This window comes from Bradyrhizobium sp. USDA 223, assembly GCF_044909005.1.
Classification (GTDB): Bacteria; Pseudomonadota; Alphaproteobacteria; order Rhizobiales; family Xanthobacteraceae; genus Bradyrhizobium; species Bradyrhizobium yuanmingense.
This window is the reverse complement of sequence record NZ_JBIYDR010000001.1, coordinates 1,622,894-1,642,292: the sequence shown is the minus strand read 5'-3', so window position 1 is coordinate 1,642,292 and position 19,399 is coordinate 1,622,894. Positions and strand designations below refer to the sequence as shown.

Genomic DNA, 19,399 nt, shown 5'->3' with positions numbered 1-19,399 from the left:
GATTGATTTTCGTATTCAGTATCAGGCCAGCTTCTTGACTTCCGGTCCCGCCGGCTGATGCATCGCCGCGTGCGCGGGATCGGCGATCCAAGGCTGCTGATTGACCATCGGCAGCCGCCAGACCGTGCGATCGGGACTCGCAAAATAATCCAGCCGCGTCACCGAGCAATTGTCGATGTCGAACGACAGCCCGCGTTCCGGCTGCCCGCCGAGCGCGAAACCCACTGCCGCCCTGATAGTGCCGCCATGCGCGACTGCGATGATGTCCTTCCCGGCCGCCTCGGCGTTGATCCGCTCGATGGTGCGGCGCGTGCGGTTGTACAGGTCCATGAAGCTTTCACCGCCGGGCGCGGGCTCGTTGATGTCGGCGAACCAGCTCGCACCGACGGGGCGGCTGGCAATGAACTGGGCGCGGTTCATGCCCTGCCAGCGGCCGAGGTTCTGCTCGGCGAGATCCGCCTCCCATTTCAGCGCTGCCGGCCTTGGAAAACCCGCGGCCCAGATCGCCTCGGCGGTCTGATGGGTGCGCATCAGATTGCTCGAATACCAGACCGCCTGGCGTGGCAGCACCTTGGCAACAGCATTGAACACATAAGTATCGCTGGTGTCACAGGCGATGTCGCTCTGCCCGTAGATGTTGCCGCCGTCGTTGCGCACCGGCGCGTGACGGACCCACCACCACCGCGTGATGACCACGTTCGGCTTGTCTGCACCTGCCATCGAAACCCTTCCATCCCGTCTATTGTCGCTGTACGTGAGTAGTGAACGTGTCTCAAGACACTTTGCCGTTTGAAATCTTGTTTGAAATTCCGTCGCGCGGCAAGCGTCGTGCACGAGCATAAAGGGAGAAACGCATGGGCCGCCTGCAAGGCAAATCCGTCATCATCACCGGCGCCGGCAGCGGCATCGGTCGCGCGGCTGCGCTGCTGTTCACCAAGGAAGGCGGCAAGCTGATCGCGGTCGATCGCACCGAGGCGGTGAAGGAGACGGTCGAGGAGATCAAGAAGGCCGGCGGCGTCGCGGAAGCGATGGTTGCGGATGCCGGCTCCGAACAAGACGTCATCGCTGTGATCGACAAGGCGGTGAAGACGCACGGCCGGCTCGACGTGATCTGGGCCAATGCCGGCGTCTCCGGCGGACTCGTTCCGCTCGCCGAGCAGACCGTCGAGCATTGGCAGGAAATCCTGCGCGTCAACCTGATCGGGCCGTTCCTCGCGGTGAAGTACGCCATGCCGCACATGGTCAAGCAGCAGTCCGGCGCGATCGTGCTGACCGCCTCTGTCGCCGGCCTCAAGGCCGGCGCGAGCGGGCATCCCTATGCCGCGAGCAAGGCCGGCGTGATCAGCCTGGTGCAGACCACGGCGTATTCGCTCACCGGCACCGGCGTGCGCATCAATGCGGTCTGCCCCGGCCTGATCGAAACAGGCATGACCAAGCCGATCTTCGACCGCGCCAAGGAGCGCGGCACCCAAGACAAGATCGGCCAGCTCAACCCGCTCAAGCGGCCGGGACAGCCGCACGAGCTCGCGGCGATGGGACTGTTCCTGGCGAGCGACGAGGCTTCGTATGTGAACGGCCAGGCGTTCCCGGTCGACGGCGGCTTGACGGCATCGATGCCGTATACGGGCAAGCCGGTTTAGTTCGCGGTGTCCCGGACGCGACGCAGCGCGTAAGCGATGCGTTGCAGAGCCGGGATCCAGCAGGCTGCAGAACTCGCTGCAACATAGGCCCCGGCTCTGCAGCGCACCGCCGAACCGGACGATGCTTCGCATCGCCGGGGAGGCGCTGCGCTGCGTCCGGGGCACGAGAGCGATGCTCGGCGCGATACTGCCTCAACATCGTCATTGCGAGCGCAGCGAAGCAATCCAGGACTGCATCCGCGGAAAGACTCTGGATTGCTTCGCTGCGCTCGCAATGACGGAGCAAGTGGCGCCGGCGCCGTTCTGCGACGGACATCTCATTTGCGGACACACCTTCGCATCCTCGCGGCGGACTCGCCCGAGCTTTGCTCACCCTCAATTGAAAGAGGGCGCAGGGAAGACCGGGTGCGGCCGGGCACCCACGGTCCACTGTGCGAAAGGTGGCAACGAAGAATTTGCACAGCGGCATACAGGTGAAGCCAAACATCCGGCCTTCCCTGCGCAGTGGCTTTACGGCTTATGTCGTGCTCTCCCCGGGGAGCGATGCACTATTGCCCCCGTCGCCTTGCGGATGGCTGACGCGTGGGCCCGGTTGGGCCGCTCACATCACCACAAGACTTGGCGCACAGACCCCGGGCGCCAGGACCACACGATTTTGCCGTACGCAAGCCGCACCCGTCGTTGGCGCGAGGTCTTCGCTCACGGCTCTCCGCCCTGCGAAGCTTTTCGCGCCGATGTGGCCCGCGTCCACCGCCGCCCGGCCCACGTTCGTGACGATCGCGATACGCCCCTCTTCCTTGGGCCGGGTGGCGCGAAAAATATGCGATTTCCGAATTTCGGTAAAGTGGAATATTTTCACTCCGCGTGCGTTGACCTAGCGCTCGCGTGTTTTGCCCGTCGGGCAACGCAAGGGATGGTAGACCTCCCCTCGTCATTCCGGGGCGCGACGAAGTCGCGAGCCCGGAATCCATTTCGCAGCGGGTGATGCGGCCCGATGGATTCCGGGCTCGATGCTGCGCATCGCCCCGGAATGACGGCTGGGGTGTTGATTTGCCCGACCGGCCGCCACATTGGTATGGTTCCTGCAGGCGCTTCAGCCTTCCTGCTCTCCAACAGAACATCACAATGCCAAGCTCAAGACCCGACCGCATCCGAAAGCTCCTCGCCGACCTCGTTTCGTTCGACACCGTCAGCGACCGCACTAACCTGCCCCTGATTGCCCATATCGAGAGCTATCTCGCCGCGTTCGGCCTCAAGGGTGAGCGCATCGTCGACGAGACCGGCGAGAAGGCTTCGCTCTGGGTCACGATCGGGCCGGAGGATCGGCCGGGCTTCGTGCTGTCGGGCCATACCGATGTGGTGCCGGTCGTGGGCCAGGACTGGAGCCATGATCCGTTCAAGCTGGTGGAGCGCGACGGCAAGCTCTACGGCCGCGGCACCACCGACATGAAGGGCTATGTGGCGGTGTGCCTTGCCATGGTCCCTGAGATGGTGGAGGCGAGACTTCAGACGCCGATCCATCTGGCGATCTCCTATGACGAGGAGATCGGCTGCGTCGGCGTGCGGCCGATGCTGCACGAGGTCGCGAAGAAGACGGTCCGGCCGCTCGGCGCCTTCATCGGCGAGCCCACCCAGATGCAGGTCATCATCGGCCACAAGGGCAAGCACGGTGTACGCGCCACGTTCCACGGGCTCGCGCGTCATTCCTCGATCGCGCCCGACGGCGTCAATGCGATCGAATATGCCGCCGAGCTGATCGTCGAGATCCGCCGCCGCGCCGTGGCGCTGGCGGCCGTGCGGTCGACAGACAACCTCTACGACGTCCCGCATTCGACGCTGCTCACCAGCATCGTGCACGGCGGCGCAGCGCTGAACATCGTGCCTGATACCTGCACCGTGGATTTCGAATGCCGCGGCATCGGCATCACCGAGTCCAAGGAGGTGACCGATGCGATCGTCGCCTGGGCCAAGGCCGAGATCGAGCCGGCGATGAAGGCGAGACATCCAGATTGCGGAATCGATTTCGAGGAGATCCTCGACTATCCCGCGCTCGACACCGCCGCCGACGCCGCCATCGTCACCTTGGCCAAGAGCCTGGCAGGGCGCAACGACCACGCCAAGGTCGCCTTCGGCACCGAGGCGAGCTTGTTCGCCGACATCGCCGACATTCCCTCCGTGGTGATCGGCCCGGGCTCGATCGCACAAGCGCATACGCCTGATGAGTTCGTGGAGATGGCGGAGCTGGAGAAATGCGCGGGGTTCGTGGAAAGGCTGATCGCGCATTGTGCGAAAGGGTAGTCCGCCGTCTTTGCGAGGAGCGAAGCGACGAAGCAATCCAGGCTGTCACCGCGGAACGACTCTGGCTTGCTTCGCTTCGCTCGCAATGACGGAGCGCGGGGGAAACACCTGTCCGGATATCGTCGCACTCATTGCGACTACGGGCTCACCGCGCCCTATCGCTCCTGCAAGGCCAGCCGCACGCCGACGGCGCAGTAGATGGTCCCGACCACTTTGCCCTGCCACTTCACCACCGCCGGATAGCGGCGCAGTAGCTTGCCGAGGCGGCCGGCGCCGACAGCGAATACGACGGTACTGACGAGACCGAGCAGCACGAAGACGACACCAAGAATGGCAAGCTGAAGTGCGGTCGCACCGTGCTCCGGCTTCACGAATTGCGGCAGGAACGCCAGGAAGAACAGTGCGGTCTTGGGATTGAGCACTTCGGTCAGTACGGCTTGGCGGAAGGCACGGCCCGCGCCAATCGCGGACGCGGCGCTGTTCAACTCGACCGGCGCCCTGTCGAGCATGGCGCGAATGCCGAGATAGATCAGGAAGGCCGCGCCTGCATATTTGACGATGCTGAACAGCAGCGCTGAGGTCGCGATGATCGCCGAGAGGCCCACGATCGCCATGCTGGTGTGGATCAAGTCACCGGCCGCAATGCCGGCGCCGGTCGCAATTCCCGCCCTTGTGCCGGAGCTTGCGGCGCGCGCCATGGTGAGCAGCGTCGCCGGGCCCGGGATGAACACAAAACCGAGGACGATGACGACGTAGGTGATGAGCGTGGCACGATCGATCATGGTCGAATCTCCGAAGCGGGTCAGCGTAGGAGGCTAGACGACGGCGAATAGTCCACCGGCGCCAGCAGGAGGTCCTCGATCTGCCCTACCATGAGTCCGTGCTCCGCGTGAGTGACCCGCTTGATCTCGGCCCACTCGGCGTCCGCCATGAAGGCCGCCCATCCCGATGTCTTGGCCGCCTCATCGGGCCATTCCAGCAGATAGGCGAACTCGGTGCGATCGCCTGACTTCGTCTCCCACATCGCCACGATCTGGAAGCCGTATCGGGTTCACATAATGCGCGCGGCATGGTCGCAGAACCGGGCGTGAAAGGCAGCCTTGTTCTTTTCGAAGATTTCGTAGATACGCAATTGCTGGATCATGATCATTCTCCGTGCTTGGCGGAGATAGGATCGGGCCACGGGATGTCAAAGGTCGCCGCTCGGTCAGTCCGACAACGCGCGCCTGATGTCGTGGCCGTACAGCGCGTAGATTTCGAGCAATCTATCGAAGGTTATTCCACGCTGCTGCTCCACTGCTAGCGGGTGCTCGGTCGGCTCCAGTTCGACTTTTGGTCGCTGGCGGCCGCTCTGAAAATGCAGCCGGCATTTGAGATTGAGAGTGTCCGGGTAGCCTGCGAGGCGGTTCGAGAACCATCCAAAGCACGGTCCGAGCTTCGCCTGCTCGCCGCTGTCGAAACTCTCGACATAACGCTCGAAGTTTTGGCGCGACAGCGTCCCCCATACACCGAACCCGAAGCACTTGCCCTCACCGCCAATGATGGGCAGTTCGAGCACCGCGCGCACGAAGAAGTGCTCGCCGCGGAGAACGCAGAAATCCTCCGAGAGGAAGTCGCTGTTCAGATCGAGCGCACTGTTCGGTGCACTCCGCATCTTTCCCGGCCATTGCTCGGGATTGTCGCAAGCGAGATCGAATATGCCTTTGTGCTCGCCCTGGCAGGACTCGCAGCGCCATGGCCGCTCCCACATGCGGCGCCAACGCGGGTCGTTGGATAGATCGTTGTCCATCTCTTCGAAGCGGCCTCCACGTCATAAGCGAAAGGCGCGGCCATCAACCGCGCCTTCGCTCTTCCTACACCGCGCCGGCCTTCTGCGCATACTCCCACGACGCCTTCGACAGCGGCACGGTGCGCTTGGCGGATTCGAGCGCCTTGGCGTTGGCGGCGGTGCCGTCGCGGACGCGGCCGGCGATGCCCTGGGTGATGCCGGCGAGACGGAACAAATTGTAGGCAAAGTACCAGTTGAGATCAGGCACCGTCATCTCTGTGACGTTGCAATAGATCTGCGCGGCCTCTTCGAGGCTCGGGATGTTGAGCGCCTTGAGGTCGGCTCCCTCCAGGCCCGGCATGATCCACTGCATCAAGAGATAGGTGAAGTCGGCCATGGGATCGCCGAGCGTCGACAGCTCCCAGTCCAGCACCGCCTGCACGCGCGGTTCCGTCGCGTGGAAAATCATGTTGTCGAGGCGATAGTCGCCATGGACGATGGAGACGCGCGCCTGCTCTGGCACCGTCTTCGGCAGCCATTCGGCGACCTTCTCGAACTCCGGAATGTGCTGGGTCTCGGACGCGCGATATTGCTTGGTCCAGCGGTCGATCTGGCGGGCAAAATAGTTGCCGGGCTTGCCGAAGTCGCCGAGCCCGATGGCAACAGGGTCGAACATGTGGAGCTTGGCCAGCGTCTCGATCTTGCTAGTGAAGATCTGTCGGCGCGCATCGTTGTTCTGGCTCGGCAGCGTCGGATCCCAGAACACGCGCCCCTCCTCCATCGACATGATGTAGAAGGCAGCTCCAATGACGCCGTCGTCCTGGCACAGCGCATAGGCGCGCGCGACCGGAAAGCCCTGCTTTCCAAGCGCCGCGATCACCCGGTACTCGCGGTCGACGGCATGGGCCGACGGCAGCAATTTGCCGAACGGCTTGCGGCGCATCACGTAGGAGCGGTTCGGTGTGTTGAGGCGATAGGTCGGGTTGGACTGCCCGCCCTTGAACTGCAGCACCACAAGCGGGCCTTCGAAGCCTTCGACGTGCTCGCGCATCCAGGCCTCGAGCCGCATCTCGTCGAAGCGATGCCGCTCCTCGACCGGCTTGGTGCCCGAAAACTCCTCGTCTTTCCTGACGCCGTCAGCCACGGTCACGCTCCCTCTTCAGTCCGAACATGATCCTAATCGGTAACCGCTGACGCACTTGCGTCAAGCGGTTACCGCAATTGGATCATGTCCCGTCGTTTCTTCAAGTCGGGAGCGCCGCAGGGCTCCCCCGCTTAGTGATTGGGAGAGTTGGCATACTTCCGAAGTTCGAGCCTGGCAATGGCGCGGTTGTGGACCTCGTCCGGACCGTCGGCGAGACGGAGCGTGCGGATGTGGGCGTAGTCCTTGGCAAGGCCGGCCTCGTCCGAGACACCGCCGCCGCCGAAGGCCTGGATCGCCTCGTCGATGATCTTCAGCGCCATGTTGGGCGCCGCGACCTTGATCATGGCGATCTCGGCCTGCGCGGTCTTGTTGCCGACCTTGTCCATCATGTCGGCCGCCTTGAGACACAGAAGACGCGTCATCTCGATGTTGGTGCGGGCCTCGCCGATGCGCTGCTCCCACACGCTGTGCTCGACGATTTTTTTGCCGAACGCGGTGCGCGAGGCAAGCCGCTTCACCATCTTCTCTAACGCCTCCTCGGCCTTGCCGATGGTTCGCATGCAGTGATGGATACGGCCCGGACCGAGGCGGCCCTGTGCGATCTCGAAGCCGCGGCCTTCGCCGAGCAGGATGTTCTCCTTCGGCACGCGCACGTTCTCGAGCAGCACCTGGGCATGGCCGTGCGGCGCATCGTCGAAGCCGAACACGGGCAGCATCTTCTCGACCTTGATGCCGGGCGTGTCGAGCGGAACCAGGATCTGCGACTGCTGCTGGTGCTTGGCCGCCTTGAAATCGGTCTTACCCATCAGGATCGCGATCTTGCAACGGGGATCGCCGACGCCGGACGACCACCATTTGCGGCCGTTGATGACGTAATGGTCGCCGTCGCGTTCGATGCGAGTCTCGATGTTGGTGGCGTCGGACGAGGCCACCGCCGGCTCCGTCATCAGGAAGGCGGAGCGGATCTCGCCGTCCATCAGCGGGCGCAGCCACTTGCGCTTCTGCTCCTTGGTGCCGTAGCGAATGAACACTTCCATGTTGCCGGTGTCGGGCGCGGAACAATTGAACACTTCCGAGGCCCACGTGATGCGGCCCATCTCTTCCGACAGCAACGCGTATTCGAGATTGGTCAGTCCCGCGCCGCGGAATTCGTCGTCCTCATGCTCGCTCGGCGGCATGAACATGTTCCAGAGGCCTTCGGCCTTCGCCTTCTTCTTGAGCTCCTCGAGAACAGGGATCACCTTCCAGCGGTCGCCGCTCTTGTCCTGCTGATCGTAGATCGGCACTGCCGGGCGCACGTGCTTGGCCATGAAGGACCGCACGCGGTCGAGCCATTCCTTTTGCTTGGGCGACATATCGAAGTCCATGCGACGCTCCTCTCTCTCACTGGTCCTTTTGCGCCGGACTGTCCTCCCGCTTCGCGCGGCCCGCAAGCGCAAATGCGCGTCCTTGCGGACCTGTCGAAACCCGGCTGCAGCTGCGAACGAGTCCCGATTGCGGATTGACTTTTCCGGCCTTCAAACGATAGTTTCATACAACTGTTTGAATTGCAACTCCCCTCCCCGAGGGCACCCATGGCCAGCGATCATACGAGGTCTGCCATTCTCGCCGCCGCCGAGCGGCTCTATGCCGATCGCGGCTTCGGCGACGTGACGCTGCGCGACATCGTCGCGGAGGCGGGCGTCAACCTCGCCGCGGTGAACTATCATTTCGGCTCGAAGGACGAGTTGATCGCGGAATTGTTCGTCTCGCGGTCGATCGCCACCAACCGCGAGCGCCTGCGCGAGTTGAAGGCGGCGGAGGAGCAAGGCGGCGGCCGCGCGTCGATCGAGGTGATCCTGCACGCACTGGTCGGGCCGACCTTGCGCGGCTGCCTGGGACCTGAGAACCAGCGCTCGACCGCGGCGCGCTTCATGATCCGCGCCTCGATCGAATCCGTGCCGCCGATCCGCCGCATCAAGAACCGCGAGATCGACCATTTGCGGAAATTCGCCGGCGCGATGCGGCGATCCCTGCCCGAGCGCAGCGACGTCGATATCTATTGGGGCCTCAATTTCGCGCTCGCGATGGCGCATCACACCATCCGCGAGAGCGAACGGCTGACCAAGCTCTCGGAGGGCAAATGCGACCTCGACGACGTCGAGGACGTGGTCGCGCGCGTCGTCAGCGTGGCGACGATGGCGCTGACGGCGGGACGGACGGAGCCGAAGGCGCCATCAAAGGTGGCGGCGCGTTAGCGCGGATGGGCGTTGACGGTACGGAGCTGGAAGCCGCATTCGCGGTGCGCTCCCTCGCCCCGTTCTTACGGGGAGAGGGTTGGGGTGAGGGGCCTCTCTCCACACGTGCGGTCTTCGGGAGACCTGTACCCCCTCACCCGGATCGCAAGAGCGATCCGACCTCTCCCCGCAAGCGGGGCGAGGTGAAGTAAGCGGCTTCAGGCGATGCAGTCGATCTGATCGGAGAATGCTGGGCGGGACTACACCCGCTGCGGCATTTCCTCGGCCTCTTCCTTGGCGAGCAACAGCAGCATCTCGATGCCCATCTCGCCTTCCTGCGGCGAGCGGATGAACTTGATCTCGTCAGCGCTCTGCCGCAGCGCGGCAATGATGGCGACGGCCTGATTGGCGGTGGCCGCCTCGGTCGCCAGAATGGCCTTCTGGTCCTTGGCCTGGAACCCGATCGTGTAGGACATTCACTTCCCTCCCCGACTTCAAGTGGAGAGATCGAATCAGAGTCGGAGGCAAAGCGGAAGCCTGTGCGACTACGGACCGGGATTACTTGGGGATTGCGGGTAAGCTTCACGCAAGCCCCGGCCTGGCGCGCGCGTCCACGGCTGTCACAATATAGTCGCGCTGCGCATGAATCCCGGCCTCTTGGCCCCAGGCGCGGAACAGAGCGTCAGATGATGCCCTGCGCCTTCAGCTGCTCGATCTTTCCGGCATCATAGCCGAGCTTGCCGCCGAGCACCTCCTGGGTGTGCTCGCCCAGAAGCGGCGGGGCGCGATAGTCCTTGATCGGGGTCGCCGAGAGCGTCAGCGCGTTGCGGACCAGCGACAGATCGGGCTCGAAGGGATGGTTCACCTTCACGCGCATGCCGCGCGACTGGACGTGCGGGTCGGAGAACACCTGCTCGAAATTGTTGATCGGCCCCGAGGGCACGCCGGCCTCCTCCAGCTTCTCCAGCCAGTAGGCCACCTTTTGCTTCAGGAACAGGCCGGCGAAGATCGCCATGATCTCCTTGCCGTGCACGACGCGGTCGTTGTTCTTGACGAAGCGCGGATCGTTCGCGAGCTCGGGCTGGCCGAGCACGGCGCAGGTGCGCTGAAACTGGCCGTCATTGCCGACCACCAGCATCAGTTCGCCGTCGGCACAGCGGAACACGCCGGCGGGCATGCCGCCATTGCCCCAGGTGCCGCGGCGCGGCGGCGTCTTGCCGTTGACGAGGTAAATTTGGAGCCAGTGCGACAGCGATGCGATCACCGTATCGAACAGGCAGACGTCGATGTGCTGTCCCTGCCCGCCATTGGCATCGCGATGGTAGAGCGCCGAGAGAATTCCGATCGAGGCGTTCATGCCGGTCATGTAGTCGACGATCGACGGGCCGACCTTCATCGGGCCCTCGCCGGGCTCGCCGTCGATATGGCCGGTGACGCTCATCAGGCCGCCCATCGCCTGCAGGATGGCGTCGTAGCCGGCGCGCGGCGCGTAAGGTCCGGTCTGGCCGAAGCCGGTCACCGAGCAATAGATAATGCGGGGATTGATCGCCTTGATGGTCTCGTAGTCGAGACCATAGCGCTTGAGATCGCCGACCTTGTAGTTCTCCATGAAAACGTCGGCGTCCTTGGCGAGCTCGCGGACGATCGCCTGCCCTTCCGGCTTGGCGATGTTGACGGTGACCGACTTCTTGTTGCGGTTGGCGCAGAGATAGAACGAATTGTTGTTGTTGGCCTTGCCCTCGGGGTCGGCGAGGTAAGGCGGACCGAAAGCGCGCGCGTCGTCGCCGGTGCCCGGCCGCTCGATCTTGATCACCTCCGCGCCGAGATCGCCCAGCATCTGGGCCGACAGCGGCCCGGCCAGCACGCGGGTGAGGTCAAGGATCTTGATGCCTGAGAGCGGCAGGGCCGACATGTCGATTTCCTCCGGGGAACTAACCTTGGCGCAGCGGCGGGATCGCGGGGCCGCGCTCCCTGCCGATACCACCATTTTCGCACGCTGAGCACTGCACTGGCGGCATACGGCTATCTCCTGCCGGGCCTGAGGTGATCGCCGTCCGCAAACTTTCCGCGCCGCGAATATTGCGTGATCGGCTCAGGTCACGACCGCCGGCTGTCGCGGCCGGCGGCGAGCGAGCAGAACGAGGATCAGCACCGTCGCGCAGGAGAACACCAGCGTGAGACCGAGCGCAGCACGGCTGCCGAACTCCGTCAGCAGGCCCGCGAGCAATGGCGGCGAGATCGCGGAGGCGAGGTTGAGCGGCAGCGAGATCATCGACATCGCCTTGGCGAACTCGGCCTGGTCATAGAACACCAGCGGGATGGTCGCCCGCGCCACCGCCATTGCGCCGCTGCCGGCGCCATAGAGCAGGATGAAGACCGCGACCGCCCAGGTGGCGCCCTCGCTCGACATCAGCAGCAGCATGGCGACCGGCAATGCACTGCCCGCGACGAGCCCGGTCGTGATGCCGTCCCATCGTCCGCCGCCGAGAAAATCCAGCCCGCGGGCGCTGACCTGGATCACGCCCAGCATCGAGCCGAACAAAAGCGCCTGAGCCGGCGCCAGCCCCTCCGCCCGCAACAGCTCGATCAGGATCGCACTGACGCCGAAATTGACGAAGGCGTTCAGCGTGATCGCGGCGACGACGAGGCCGAACGTGCTCCGTGCGATCGCGGGCGGCGGCGATCGCTTGGCCGGCGCGGCGCCCTCGTCCTTTGTGATCTTCCGGCGCGGCGCGCCGAACGCATAGAGCGGGAGGCTGACGAGGAGCATCATCGCTGCGTAGACCAGGCAGGTCCCCCGCCAGCCGAGGTGACCGCTCAGGAACGAGGTCGTCGGCCAGAAGATGCTGCTGGACAGGCCCGTCACCAGCATCAGCGCGCCGATCGCGTTCTTGGCCTGCCTTCCTGCGATCTCGTTCAGCATGATATAGGCGCCGGTCGACAGCGTGGCGCTGCCGGCGATGCCCAGGACGATCCACGCGGCGAAATACAACACCGGCTCGCGCGCCAGCGACAGCAGCACGAAGCCCGGCGCAGTGACGATCGTGCCGACCATCATGACCGTCCGCGCGCCATGCCGCGCAAACGACTTGGCGAGCAACGGGCCACACAGCCCCATCGAGACGTAGAGAACGGACGTGCCGGCGAACACCGCCGGCAGGCTCATGCCGAGATCGGCGGCGAGATCGCGCCCGACGATGGCGGGAAGCCCGATCGTGCCCCATCCGACCAGCTGCGTGGTGGCAAGCATCAGCAGGACCCCGATGAGCCTGCCGTCAAATTTCAAGAACTGCATTCCAAACGTCGCCTGCCCGGCAGGCGCAGATTGCGCCGGCGCACATCTCTTAGCGGGAGATCGCAGAACCGAGGAATGTCAGTTCCGAATGCCATGGAAGCCTGCTTCGCAGAGCGGCGACAGCCAGACCTGAATTGACATGGACCACTCTCTGGTCCATTTTATGGAAACGCGAAGAGGGACAATGCGATGCGGGTCTCCGTCACCGAGGCCAAGGGCCAATTGACCGATCTCGTCCGTCGCGCCGAAGCCGGCGACGAGGTGATCCTGACGCGACATGGACATCCAGCGGTGCGGCTCGTTCCGATCAAGCGTCCTGCCGACGCTGCGACCCGGCGCGCGGTGCTCGAGGCCGCCCGCAAGAGTGGTGCGGCCAAAGCTCTTCCCGGCCCGGATGCGGCGCGCAGCCAGGACTTTCTCTTCGGCAACGATGGACTGCCGGAATGATCGCAGTCGATACGTCGGCGCTCATGGCAATCGTGCTCGACGAGCCGCAAGCCGATGCCTGCATCGCTGCGCTTCAGACCGCGGACGAAATCCTGATCTCGGCCGCCACCGCGGCAGAGAGCCTGATCGTCGCTGCACGCCGCGGCGTGTACGAAGAGATGAAGAATCTGATCGCACATCTCGGCCTGAACGTGATCTCGGTGACCCAGGCATCCGCCGAACGCGTGGCGCAGATCTACTCGCTTTGGGGCAAGGGCAATCATCCTGCCGGCCTCAACTTCGGCGACTGTTTCGCCTACGATATCGCCAAGGAGCATGGCTGCGCGCTGCTCTATGTCGGTGATGACTTTGCGAAGACCGATATCGCAGCAATCGCTTAAGTCGACAGGGCGTAACGCCGCTGACGTTCGACGAGCCGATAGCCCGCCACGCCCTCACGCAGTGTGGCCGGGATCCACGTGCTTCGGCGTCTTCTTCTCGCGCTGCGGTGTCATCTTGGCCGGATCGGGCGCGCCCGGCACGCCGCGCGGGCCGAGCTGCTCGCGCTGGATGTCGTCCTCGGAGCGGGATGGCTCGACGCCGTTGGGCTCACGGGGCCTGGTCATCGCGTCTTCCTTCTCAAGCGTTGTCCCGGACGCCGAGCGCGTTGCCTCCCGCCTCGCGGCCGGGCACGCTGACCTGAACTTCATGTCCCTCACGCAGCGCGAGGGATGCGGCGGCGACTGCGGACTCGAACGCGGCTTCCTTGGTGGCGTAGGTGTTCTTGACGTCGCCGTCGTGCAGCACGCCCCATTCGTCCCGCACCGGCACGATGGCATATTGCGCAAGGCCCATTGTCCAAACTCCTGGCTCTAGATTTCAGAAAAAAGGTCTGCACGATAACGCGCCGGCGGGCCTAACGTTGCGTCAGCTGCGGATGGGTCGCGCTCACCCGCCAGACCGTGTTGCCGCTGTCGTCCGCAACCAGAAGCGCGCCGGTCTTGTCGATGGCAACACCAACGGGGCGGCCGCGCGCCTGGTTGTCGCTGTTGAGGAACCCGGTGACGACGTCCTGCGGCGGGCCGTTCGGCTTGCCGTCTTTGAACGGCACGAACACGACCTTGTAGCCGTTCAGCACATGCCTGTTCCAGCTGCCGTGCTCCCCGACGAAGGCGCCGCCGCGATAGGCGGCCGGCAGGCTGGTGCCGGTGTTGAAGGCGAGCCCGAGCGGGGCGACATGCGAGCTCAGCGCATAATCCGGCACGATTGCCCTGACGACGAGATCCGGCCGCTCCGGCTTGACGCGGGGATCGACGTGCTGGCCGAAATAGCTGTAGGGCCAGCCATAGAAGCCGCCGTCCTTCACCGAGGTCATGTAATCGGGCACGAGATCGGGACCGAGCTCGTCGCGCTCGTTGACCACCGTCCAGAGTGCACCGGTCTGCGGCTCGAAGCTAAGGCCGTTGGGATTGCGCAGGCCGCTTGCGAACACGCGCCAGCGGCCGCTGGCGCGATCGACCTCGAGGATGGCGGCGCGGTTGTGCTCGGCCTCCATGCCCTTCTCGGCGACGTTGCTGTTGGAGCCGACGCCGGCATAGAGCTTCGCGCCATCGGGACTGGCGACCAGGCTCTTGGTCCAGTGATGGTTGATCGGACCGCCCGGCAGCGGCGTCAGCACCGTGGCCGGGGCGGTGATCTTGGTATCCCCTTCCGTGTAGGGATATCTGACGATGGCATCGGTGTTGGCGACGTAGAGATCGTTGCCGACCAGCGCGACGCCGAACGGTGAGTTGAGATGATCGAGGAAGACGCTTTGCGTCTCCGGCACGCCGTCGCCATTGCTGTCGCGCAGCAGCGTGATGCGGTTGCTCTCGCCGCTGTCGCCGCCGGAGGTCGCCAAGGACATGACGAAGCCCACCAGGACGTCCTTGGGCCGTTTGATCGGCGCGCGCTTCGGCGGCCTGGATTCCACCACCAGCACGTCGCCATTCGGGAGCACGTAGAGCGAGCGCGGGTGCTGCAAGCCCGTGGCAAAGGCCTTGGCCTGCAAGCCCTGCGCAACCGTCGGTGTCTCGTCCTTCTTCCAGCCGACGATGCGGGCAATGTGGACCGGCGGCAGCAGATATTGTTGGATCTCAGGCAGTACCGGGTTGGCGCCCACTTGCGCGTTGGGATCGCCGCTGCCGTCGTTGCAGCCGGCCAAGCCCAGCAGCGACGCGCACAGCAGCGCGCGGATCATCGCAGATGTCATCGTGCAACTCCCACGCCGTGGCGATAGACCATGGCCCAACCGAGCCAGCCGGTGACGGTGAGGATAAGCGCGGTGATCCCCGACAGAACCAGCCCGCTCGGCCACACCGAGGTCCAGCCATCGCGCATGTGGATCATGAGATTGACGATCGAAAGGATCAGCACCACGGCATTGCCGATCAGATGCGGCCAGGCCGGCGCCTGCGCCCGCACCAGCCGGTTGCCGAGGAAGTCGATCAGGCCCACGATCGCCGCCAGCACGCCGAAGATGATTCCGGCGAGCAGCAGCCAAGCCGAAAAATCCGCCCACATGATCTCGGCGCTGGCGACATAGGCGATGTCGGTCAGCAGCGCCCCGACAAAACACGTGATTGGGATCGGCACCAGCATGGGATGAATCGGATGACCCGCGATCTGCGCGGTGGAACGCACGCGCATGGCGTCTTGCACGGTTGGCCTCGTGACTTTTAGCCTTGCCCCCACGGCGAACTCCCGCTCATGACGAAGGTTCCTCCGCATGCTGCATCAGACCGGAGCGAGGCTGCACCGCGCAAGGGGAACTGAATGGGACATCCGGAAGTCTTGACTGGATCAGGCTTTCGGAGACCGCAGCGTGGATCAGTCTGGCGACGGCGCCTCATTCAACCCAGCATCCAAGCTCGACGGCGTGTCGCGGCGCCAGACCAGGCAGATCGAATCCCAGAGCAGGCCAAGCGCCGCGCTGATCCATGAGACGATCCGCGCCGAAGGCGAGCAGGAGCTGGAGCGGCGATGGTGGGCCATCGTCCTGTCCGGTTTTGCCGCCGGCCTTTCGATAAGCCTGTCGTTGATCGTTCAGGGCGAGTTGCATGCGCTGATCTCGGATGAGGCGACCCGCCGCCTAGTTGCTCCGCTCGGCTACACCGTCGGCTTCCTGGTCGTCGTGCTGGGACGACAACAGCTCTTCACCGAGAACACGCTGACACCGATCCTGCCGCTGTTGCACAACAGGGATCTCGGCACCTTGGCAAGCGTGCTCAAGCTCTGGATCCTGGTTCTCGCCTCGAATATCGCAGGGACCTGGGCGGCCGCCTCCGTCCTCGCTCGCACCAGCATCTTCGAACCTCGCATCGTGGACGCCTTCATCGATCTCAGCCGGCCGACGATCGAGGGGACGTTCTCAAGCACCTTCGTCAGGGCCATCTTCGCCGGCTGGCTGATCGCCTCGATGGCCTGGCTTCTTCCGGCTGCCAAAGGCTCGCGCGCACACATCATCGTAGTGATGACCTATGTGGTCGCACTCGGCCAGTTCTTGCACATCGTCGCGGGTTCGATCGAGTGCGCCTTTCTGGTGCAGAGCGGCCTGGCCTCGTTCAGCCAATATGCCTCCGACTTCTTCCTGCCCACGCTACTCGGCAATATTATCGGCGGAACGACCCTGGTTGCGCTGCTGAACTACGGACAGGTCGCCGCCGAAATCGATAGCCACAGGGAATAGAGCCTGCACGAAGCGGCTGCTTTGGACAGGAACGATAGCGACGAGCTGGGTTTGCCCTCGCAATCAACGCGGTCAAGCAGGATCATTCATGAGCATCGAGAGCAAGAGCCCATTCGACAAGGAACCGGCCGAAGGATCACGCGACATCATTGATCGCGAACTTCAGCGCGGCGACGAGGCCGACAAGAACAAGGTCGATCATCTCCCCGGCGTGAAGGTCGGCGGACAGCTTCAAGGCGGCGCGCTCGATCGCGCACGGAAGGGACGCGAGCGACGGGACGAGGAATAGCTGATCGGCCGTCAAGCCACGGGCGGCTATCGTGGAAACGCCCTGCTGGGATATCGCGTCCAACAGGTTCTGGAGCGGGTGAAGGGAATCGAACCCTCGTATTCAGCTTGGAAGGCTGCTGCTCTACCATTGAGCTACACCCGCGTTACGGGCTCCCTAACACGGCCGGGCTGCGGTCTCAACTGCCCAGGAGGTCGCTTTCCGGCGTCTTCGGCGGCCTAGCGAACCACCCGGGTTCCTGCGGACCCCGCCGCCCCTTATCAGCGGCGCAATCGCCACCTATATCGAGGTTTCCCGAAACCAACGAAAGGAGGTGATCCAGTGTCTTATCTCAAGCGCTGTCACCTCGCTGGGATCGCCCGCTAGGCTTTGAGTAGGGCTTGGCATCGGGGCGCTCTCAGCCCTGGACCAGCGAGCAAGAAATCGGGCGCGGCGGGACCTCCCCGCCGCGCCTTTTTCGTCTGTCGCCGCGGCTCAGGCGGGCGGCTCGCCGGCAAGCACCTCGCGAATCTTCTGCGACAGCTCCGCCTTGCGGTATGGCTTGAACAGCAGCGCCACGCCGGGATCGAGATGTCCGTCGTGGACGATGGTGTTGTCGGTATAGCCGGAGGTGTAGAGCACCCTCACGCCCGGCCGGCGGAGCCTGACGGCTTCGGCCAATTCATGCCCGTTCATGCCGCCGGGCATGATGATGTCCGTGAACAGCAGATCGAATCCGGCACCCTGGTCGACCAGCGTCAGCGCGGACGCGCCGTCGCTCGCAGCGAGCGTGCGGTAGCCGAGACCGCCGAGTTGCGCGATGACATAGCCCTGGACCAGCGGATCGTCCTCCACCACGAGTATCGTCTCCCGCCCGCGCGCCGTGGCGGGCGTTTGAACCGGCGCCGTCCTGGCCACCGCCTCGCCCTTTGCCCGCGGCAGGAACAGCCGCATCGCGGTGCCGCGCCCCTCCTCGCTTTCGATCGCGACGGCGCCGCCGCTCTGGCGGGCAAAGCCGTAGACCATGCTCAGCCCCAAACCGGTGCCGCGGCCGACCCCCTTGGTGGTGAAGAACGGCTCGAATACGCGATCGCGGATATCGGCCGGAATGCCGTGACCGGTGTCGCCGACTGCAACCATCACGAAGGCGCCGCGCACGCCCTCGCCGGCGGTCCCCGTGCCGTCGAACTCGCGGTTTCCTGTCTCGAGGATGAGCTTGCCGCCGCCCGGCATCGCGTCGCGCGCATTGACGGCGAGGTTGACGATCGCGGAGGACAGCTGTGACGGATCCACCATCGCGGACCAGGCCTCGTCGGCGAGCCGCGTCTCGATCTCGATTTGCTCGCCGAGCATCGGCCTCAGCAGCTTCGCGGTCTCGACCACGAGCGCGTTGACGTCGATCTCGCGCGGCTCCAGCGGCTGGCGGCGCGCGAAGGTCAGGAGTTGCGAGGTGATCTCCGCCCCGCGCGCGGCCGCATCATCGATCAATTGCGCGATCGCGGCCAGCTCGGGCTTGTCCGCAAGCCCCTCCTGGATGATCTCGATCGTGCCGGTGATGACCGTGAGCACGTTGTTGAAATCGTGCGCCACGCCGCCGGTGAGCTGGCCGATCGCGTCCATCTTCTGGGATTGACGCAGCCGCTCCTCGGTCTCGTGCTGCGCGGTGAGGTCTGTCGCGGAGCCGCGGTAGCCCAGGAAGCGTCCATCCGCGTCGAAAACCGGCTTGCCGTTGACGCTGAAATGATGCATCCGCCCCCGCGTGTCGCGTCCGCGATATTCGAATTTGCGGAACGGCTCGTGACGGTCCAGCGCCGCCAGATGCGCGCGCCATTTCTCGGCCTCGGTATCGCGATCGAGCGCGGTATCGATGCGACGCGTGCCGATCCGCACTTTTGGATCCATGCCGAAGGCAATCACCCGGTCAGAGAGGTAGGTGAAGCGATGGTCCGGCCCGGTCTCCCAGAACCAGTCGGACGCGGTCTCGGCATAGTCGCGGAAACGCTCTTCGCTCGCCCGCGCTTCCGCTTCGGCGCGCCGGCGGATGGCGAGCTCGCGCTCGAGATTGGCATTGGCCTCGCGCAGCTCGCCATAGGCCTGCTGGAGGTTCGCGCACATGGCGTTGAAGGCCTCGATCACCGTGTCCAGCTCGTCGGCGCCGGAGGACCGCCGGCGCTCCAGACGTAACGGCGGTGGCGGCCGGGTCACGCTGTACTTGCTGACGTACTCGGCAATGGCCGCAAGCGTATCGATGTCGGTCAGACCAGGCTTCGCCGCCATCGGCGCGATGGCGCGGCTGCGCTCGGCGTCCTCGTCACCTGCGTTGACCATGCACCATGTCCCGAAATGGCGGCTCGCTGCTGCGGTCGAGCGGTTGCAGTCTCGCGCATTCCATGGGTTGAGACGCCCGTCTCGTCACCCGATGCAAGCGACATCCCGTCGGCCCGCGAGCTCGAGGTCGGCAAGTCACGTCTTCCGCCCCCGCGGCGGGACTGCTGGGCAAACTACCACTGCCCGTGCAGGAATCACATCGGTGAAAGTCCGGTATGGCTCGCGGAACGAGCGGGGCAGTGATTGCTGGCAGCCGGCGTGCAAGCACCAACTTCCGGTAGATAGCACA

The 19,399-nt window shown here is 64.5% G+C and carries 19 protein-coding genes, 1 tRNA gene and 2 pseudogenes; 7 read left to right on the top strand and 15 right to left on the bottom strand.

Annotation, left to right across the window (positions count from 1 at the left end; genetic code table 11):
- Positions 1-21: 21 nt before the first annotated feature.
- Positions 22-720, bottom strand: coding sequence for a histidine phosphatase family protein (locus tag ABIA40_RS07365; RefSeq protein WP_057029612.1), 699 nt, complete (start codon positions 718-720; stop codon positions 22-24).
- A 134-nt stretch (positions 721-854) separates the two neighbouring features.
- Here ABIA40_RS07365 and ABIA40_RS07360 point away from each other — a divergent pair, with 134 nt between their 5' ends.
- Positions 855-1,640: an SDR family NAD(P)-dependent oxidoreductase gene (locus ABIA40_RS07360; RefSeq protein WP_109143341.1), complete on the top strand. Its 786-nt coding sequence runs from the start codon at positions 855-857 to the stop codon at positions 1,638-1,640.
- Positions 1,641-2,765: 1,125 nt separating this feature from the next.
- Positions 2,766-3,938, top strand: a complete 1,173-nt coding sequence (gene argE / locus ABIA40_RS07355) for an acetylornithine deacetylase (protein WP_404540258.1) — start codon at positions 2,766-2,768, stop codon at positions 3,936-3,938.
- Positions 3,939-4,093: 155 nt separating this feature from the next.
- Here the strand turns inward: argE and ABIA40_RS07350 are convergent, their stop codons facing one another.
- From ABIA40_RS07350 to ABIA40_RS07330, 5 genes and pseudogenes are all read right to left on the bottom strand, one after another.
- Positions 4,094-4,720, bottom strand: a complete 627-nt coding sequence (locus ABIA40_RS07350; RefSeq protein WP_271544576.1) for a LysE family translocator — start codon at positions 4,718-4,720, stop codon at positions 4,094-4,096.
- A 20-nt stretch (positions 4,721-4,740) separates the two neighbouring features.
- Positions 4,741-4,974: pseudogene (locus ABIA40_RS07345) on the bottom strand (NIPSNAP family protein); the annotation flags it as partial.
- Between the two features lie 171 nt (positions 4,975-5,145).
- Positions 5,146-5,727, bottom strand: coding sequence for a DUF2199 domain-containing protein (locus ABIA40_RS07340; RefSeq protein WP_404540255.1), 582 nt, complete (start codon positions 5,725-5,727; stop codon positions 5,146-5,148).
- Between the two features lie 64 nt (positions 5,728-5,791).
- Positions 5,792-6,850, bottom strand: a complete 1,059-nt coding sequence (locus tag ABIA40_RS07335; protein WP_404546183.1) for a phosphotransferase family protein — start codon at positions 6,848-6,850, stop codon at positions 5,792-5,794.
- Between the two features lie 131 nt (positions 6,851-6,981).
- Positions 6,982-8,217: an acyl-CoA dehydrogenase family protein gene (locus ABIA40_RS07330; protein WP_225142767.1), complete on the bottom strand. Its 1,236-nt coding sequence runs from the start codon at positions 8,215-8,217 to the stop codon at positions 6,982-6,984.
- Positions 8,218-8,424: 207 nt separating this feature from the next.
- Between ABIA40_RS07330 and ABIA40_RS07325 the strand changes: the two genes are divergently transcribed.
- On the top strand, positions 8,425-9,087 hold the full coding sequence (locus ABIA40_RS07325; RefSeq protein ID WP_404540252.1) for a TetR/AcrR family transcriptional regulator: 663 nt from the start codon (positions 8,425-8,427) through the stop codon (positions 9,085-9,087).
- 239 nt (positions 9,088-9,326) lie between these two features.
- Here ABIA40_RS07325 and ABIA40_RS07320 read toward each other — a convergent pair whose 3' ends face one another.
- The 3 genes from ABIA40_RS07320 to ABIA40_RS07310 all read right to left on the bottom strand — a co-directional run bounded on the left by ABIA40_RS07320 (position 9,327) and on the right by ABIA40_RS07310 (position 12,361).
- Entirely contained in the window at positions 9,327-9,542 is a 216-nt protein-coding gene (locus ABIA40_RS07320) for a hypothetical protein (protein WP_014494475.1), read from the bottom strand.
- A gap of 206 nt (positions 9,543-9,748) precedes the next feature.
- On the bottom strand, positions 9,749-10,978 hold the full coding sequence (locus tag ABIA40_RS07315; protein WP_271544586.1) for a CaiB/BaiF CoA-transferase family protein: 1,230 nt from the start codon (positions 10,976-10,978) through the stop codon (positions 9,749-9,751).
- Positions 10,979-11,158: 180 nt separating this feature from the next.
- Complete coding sequence (locus ABIA40_RS07310; RefSeq protein ID WP_404540247.1) at positions 11,159-12,361, bottom strand: MFS transporter; 1,203 nt, start codon at positions 12,359-12,361, stop codon at positions 11,159-11,161.
- 189 nt (positions 12,362-12,550) lie between these two features.
- Between ABIA40_RS07310 and ABIA40_RS07305 the strand changes: the two genes are divergently transcribed.
- Both ABIA40_RS07305 and ABIA40_RS07300 read left to right on the top strand, forming a co-directional pair.
- Positions 12,551-12,808 (top strand): type II toxin-antitoxin system Phd/YefM family antitoxin, encoded by a 258-nt coding sequence (locus tag ABIA40_RS07305; protein WP_157280592.1) that lies wholly within the window; start codon positions 12,551-12,553, stop codon positions 12,806-12,808.
- Positions 12,805-13,188 carry a type II toxin-antitoxin system VapC family toxin gene (locus ABIA40_RS07300; RefSeq protein ID WP_275498988.1) on the top strand — a complete coding sequence of 128 codons (384 nt, stop codon included), beginning with the start codon at positions 12,805-12,807 and terminating at the stop codon, positions 13,186-13,188. Before ABIA40_RS07305 ends, ABIA40_RS07300 begins: the two co-directional genes overlap by 4 nt.
- Before the next feature lie 54 nt (positions 13,189-13,242).
- Here ABIA40_RS07300 and ABIA40_RS07295 read toward each other — a convergent pair whose 3' ends face one another.
- The 4 genes from ABIA40_RS07295 to ABIA40_RS07280 form a co-directional block, all read right to left on the bottom strand.
- Positions 13,243-13,413, bottom strand: coding sequence for a hypothetical protein (locus ABIA40_RS07295; RefSeq protein WP_275511181.1), 171 nt, complete (start codon positions 13,411-13,413; stop codon positions 13,243-13,245).
- 13 nt (positions 13,414-13,426) lie between these two features.
- A complete protein-coding gene (locus ABIA40_RS07290; protein ID WP_036010879.1) occupies positions 13,427-13,642 on the bottom strand; it encodes a hypothetical protein in 216 nt (71 codons plus the stop codon).
- A 61-nt stretch (positions 13,643-13,703) separates the two neighbouring features.
- The gene (locus ABIA40_RS07285) at positions 13,704-15,038 is read right to left on the bottom strand and encodes a PQQ-dependent sugar dehydrogenase (RefSeq protein ID WP_404540242.1); all 1,335 of its coding nucleotides are present in this window, start codon (positions 15,036-15,038) and stop codon (positions 13,704-13,706) included.
- A complete protein-coding gene (locus ABIA40_RS07280) occupies positions 15,035-15,487 on the bottom strand; it encodes a DUF2231 domain-containing protein (protein ID WP_275498990.1) in 453 nt (150 codons plus the stop codon). The genes ABIA40_RS07285 and ABIA40_RS07280 overlap by 4 nt, the downstream gene beginning before the upstream one ends.
- Before the next feature lie 163 nt (positions 15,488-15,650).
- Between ABIA40_RS07280 and ABIA40_RS07275 the strand changes: the two genes are divergently transcribed.
- The gene (locus ABIA40_RS07275) at positions 15,651-16,514 is read left to right on the top strand and encodes a formate/nitrite transporter family protein (RefSeq protein ID WP_271544600.1); all 864 of its coding nucleotides are present in this window, start codon (positions 15,651-15,653) and stop codon (positions 16,512-16,514) included.
- Positions 16,515-16,602: 88 nt separating this feature from the next.
- Entirely contained in the window at positions 16,603-16,803 is a 201-nt protein-coding gene (locus tag ABIA40_RS07270; protein WP_271544602.1) for a hypothetical protein, read from the top strand.
- Between the two features lie 70 nt (positions 16,804-16,873).
- Here ABIA40_RS07270 and ABIA40_RS07265 read toward each other — a convergent pair.
- Both ABIA40_RS07265 and ABIA40_RS07260 read right to left on the bottom strand, forming a co-directional pair.
- Positions 16,874-16,947 (bottom strand) — tRNA-Gly (locus ABIA40_RS07265).
- Between the two features lie 330 nt (positions 16,948-17,277).
- Positions 17,278-19,023 (bottom strand): annotated as a pseudogene (locus ABIA40_RS07260) (ATP-binding protein); the annotation flags it as partial.
- Positions 19,024-19,399 lie beyond the last annotated feature (376 nt).

Bases quoted from the DNA above. Each gene is read 5' to 3' on its own strand.
- ABIA40_RS07315 (WP_271544586.1), bottom strand. From the start codon at position 10,978: ATGTCGGCCCTGCCGCTCTCAGGCATCAAGATCCTTGACCTCACCCGC.
- argE (WP_404540258.1), top strand. From the start codon at position 2,766: ATGCCAAGCTCAAGACCCGACCGCATCCGAAAGCTCCTCGCCGACCTC.
- ABIA40_RS07340 (WP_404540255.1), bottom strand. From the start codon at position 5,727: ATGGACAACGATCTATCCAACGACCCGCGTTGGCGCCGCATGTGGGAG.
- ABIA40_RS07365 (WP_057029612.1), bottom strand. From the start codon at position 720: ATGGCAGGTGCAGACAAGCCGAACGTGGTCATCACGCGGTGGTGGTGG.
- ABIA40_RS07325 (WP_404540252.1), top strand. From the start codon at position 8,425: ATGGCCAGCGATCATACGAGGTCTGCCATTCTCGCCGCCGCCGAGCGG.
- ABIA40_RS07330 (WP_225142767.1), bottom strand. From the start codon at position 8,217: ATGGACTTCGATATGTCGCCCAAGCAAAAGGAATGGCTCGACCGCGTG.
- ABIA40_RS07360 (WP_109143341.1), top strand. From the start codon at position 855: ATGGGCCGCCTGCAAGGCAAATCCGTCATCATCACCGGCGCCGGCAGC.
- ABIA40_RS07290 (WP_036010879.1), bottom strand. From the start codon at position 13,642: ATGGGCCTTGCGCAATATGCCATCGTGCCGGTGCGGGACGAATGGGGC.
- ABIA40_RS07310 (WP_404540247.1), bottom strand. From the start codon at position 12,361: ATGCAGTTCTTGAAATTTGACGGCAGGCTCATCGGGGTCCTGCTGATG.
- ABIA40_RS07300 (WP_275498988.1), top strand. From the start codon at position 12,805: ATGATCGCAGTCGATACGTCGGCGCTCATGGCAATCGTGCTCGACGAG.
- ABIA40_RS07285 (WP_404540242.1), bottom strand. From the start codon at position 15,038: ATGACATCTGCGATGATCCGCGCGCTGCTGTGCGCGTCGCTGCTGGGC.
- ABIA40_RS07350 (WP_271544576.1), bottom strand. From the start codon at position 4,720: ATGATCGATCGTGCCACGCTCATCACCTACGTCGTCATCGTCCTCGGT.
- ABIA40_RS07305 (WP_157280592.1), top strand. From the start codon at position 12,551: ATGCGGGTCTCCGTCACCGAGGCCAAGGGCCAATTGACCGATCTCGTC.
- ABIA40_RS07270 (WP_271544602.1), top strand. From the start codon at position 16,603: ATGAGCATCGAGAGCAAGAGCCCATTCGACAAGGAACCGGCCGAAGGA.
- ABIA40_RS07295 (WP_275511181.1), bottom strand. From the start codon at position 13,413: ATGACCAGGCCCCGTGAGCCCAACGGCGTCGAGCCATCCCGCTCCGAG.
- ABIA40_RS07320 (WP_014494475.1), bottom strand. From the start codon at position 9,542: ATGTCCTACACGATCGGGTTCCAGGCCAAGGACCAGAAGGCCATTCTG.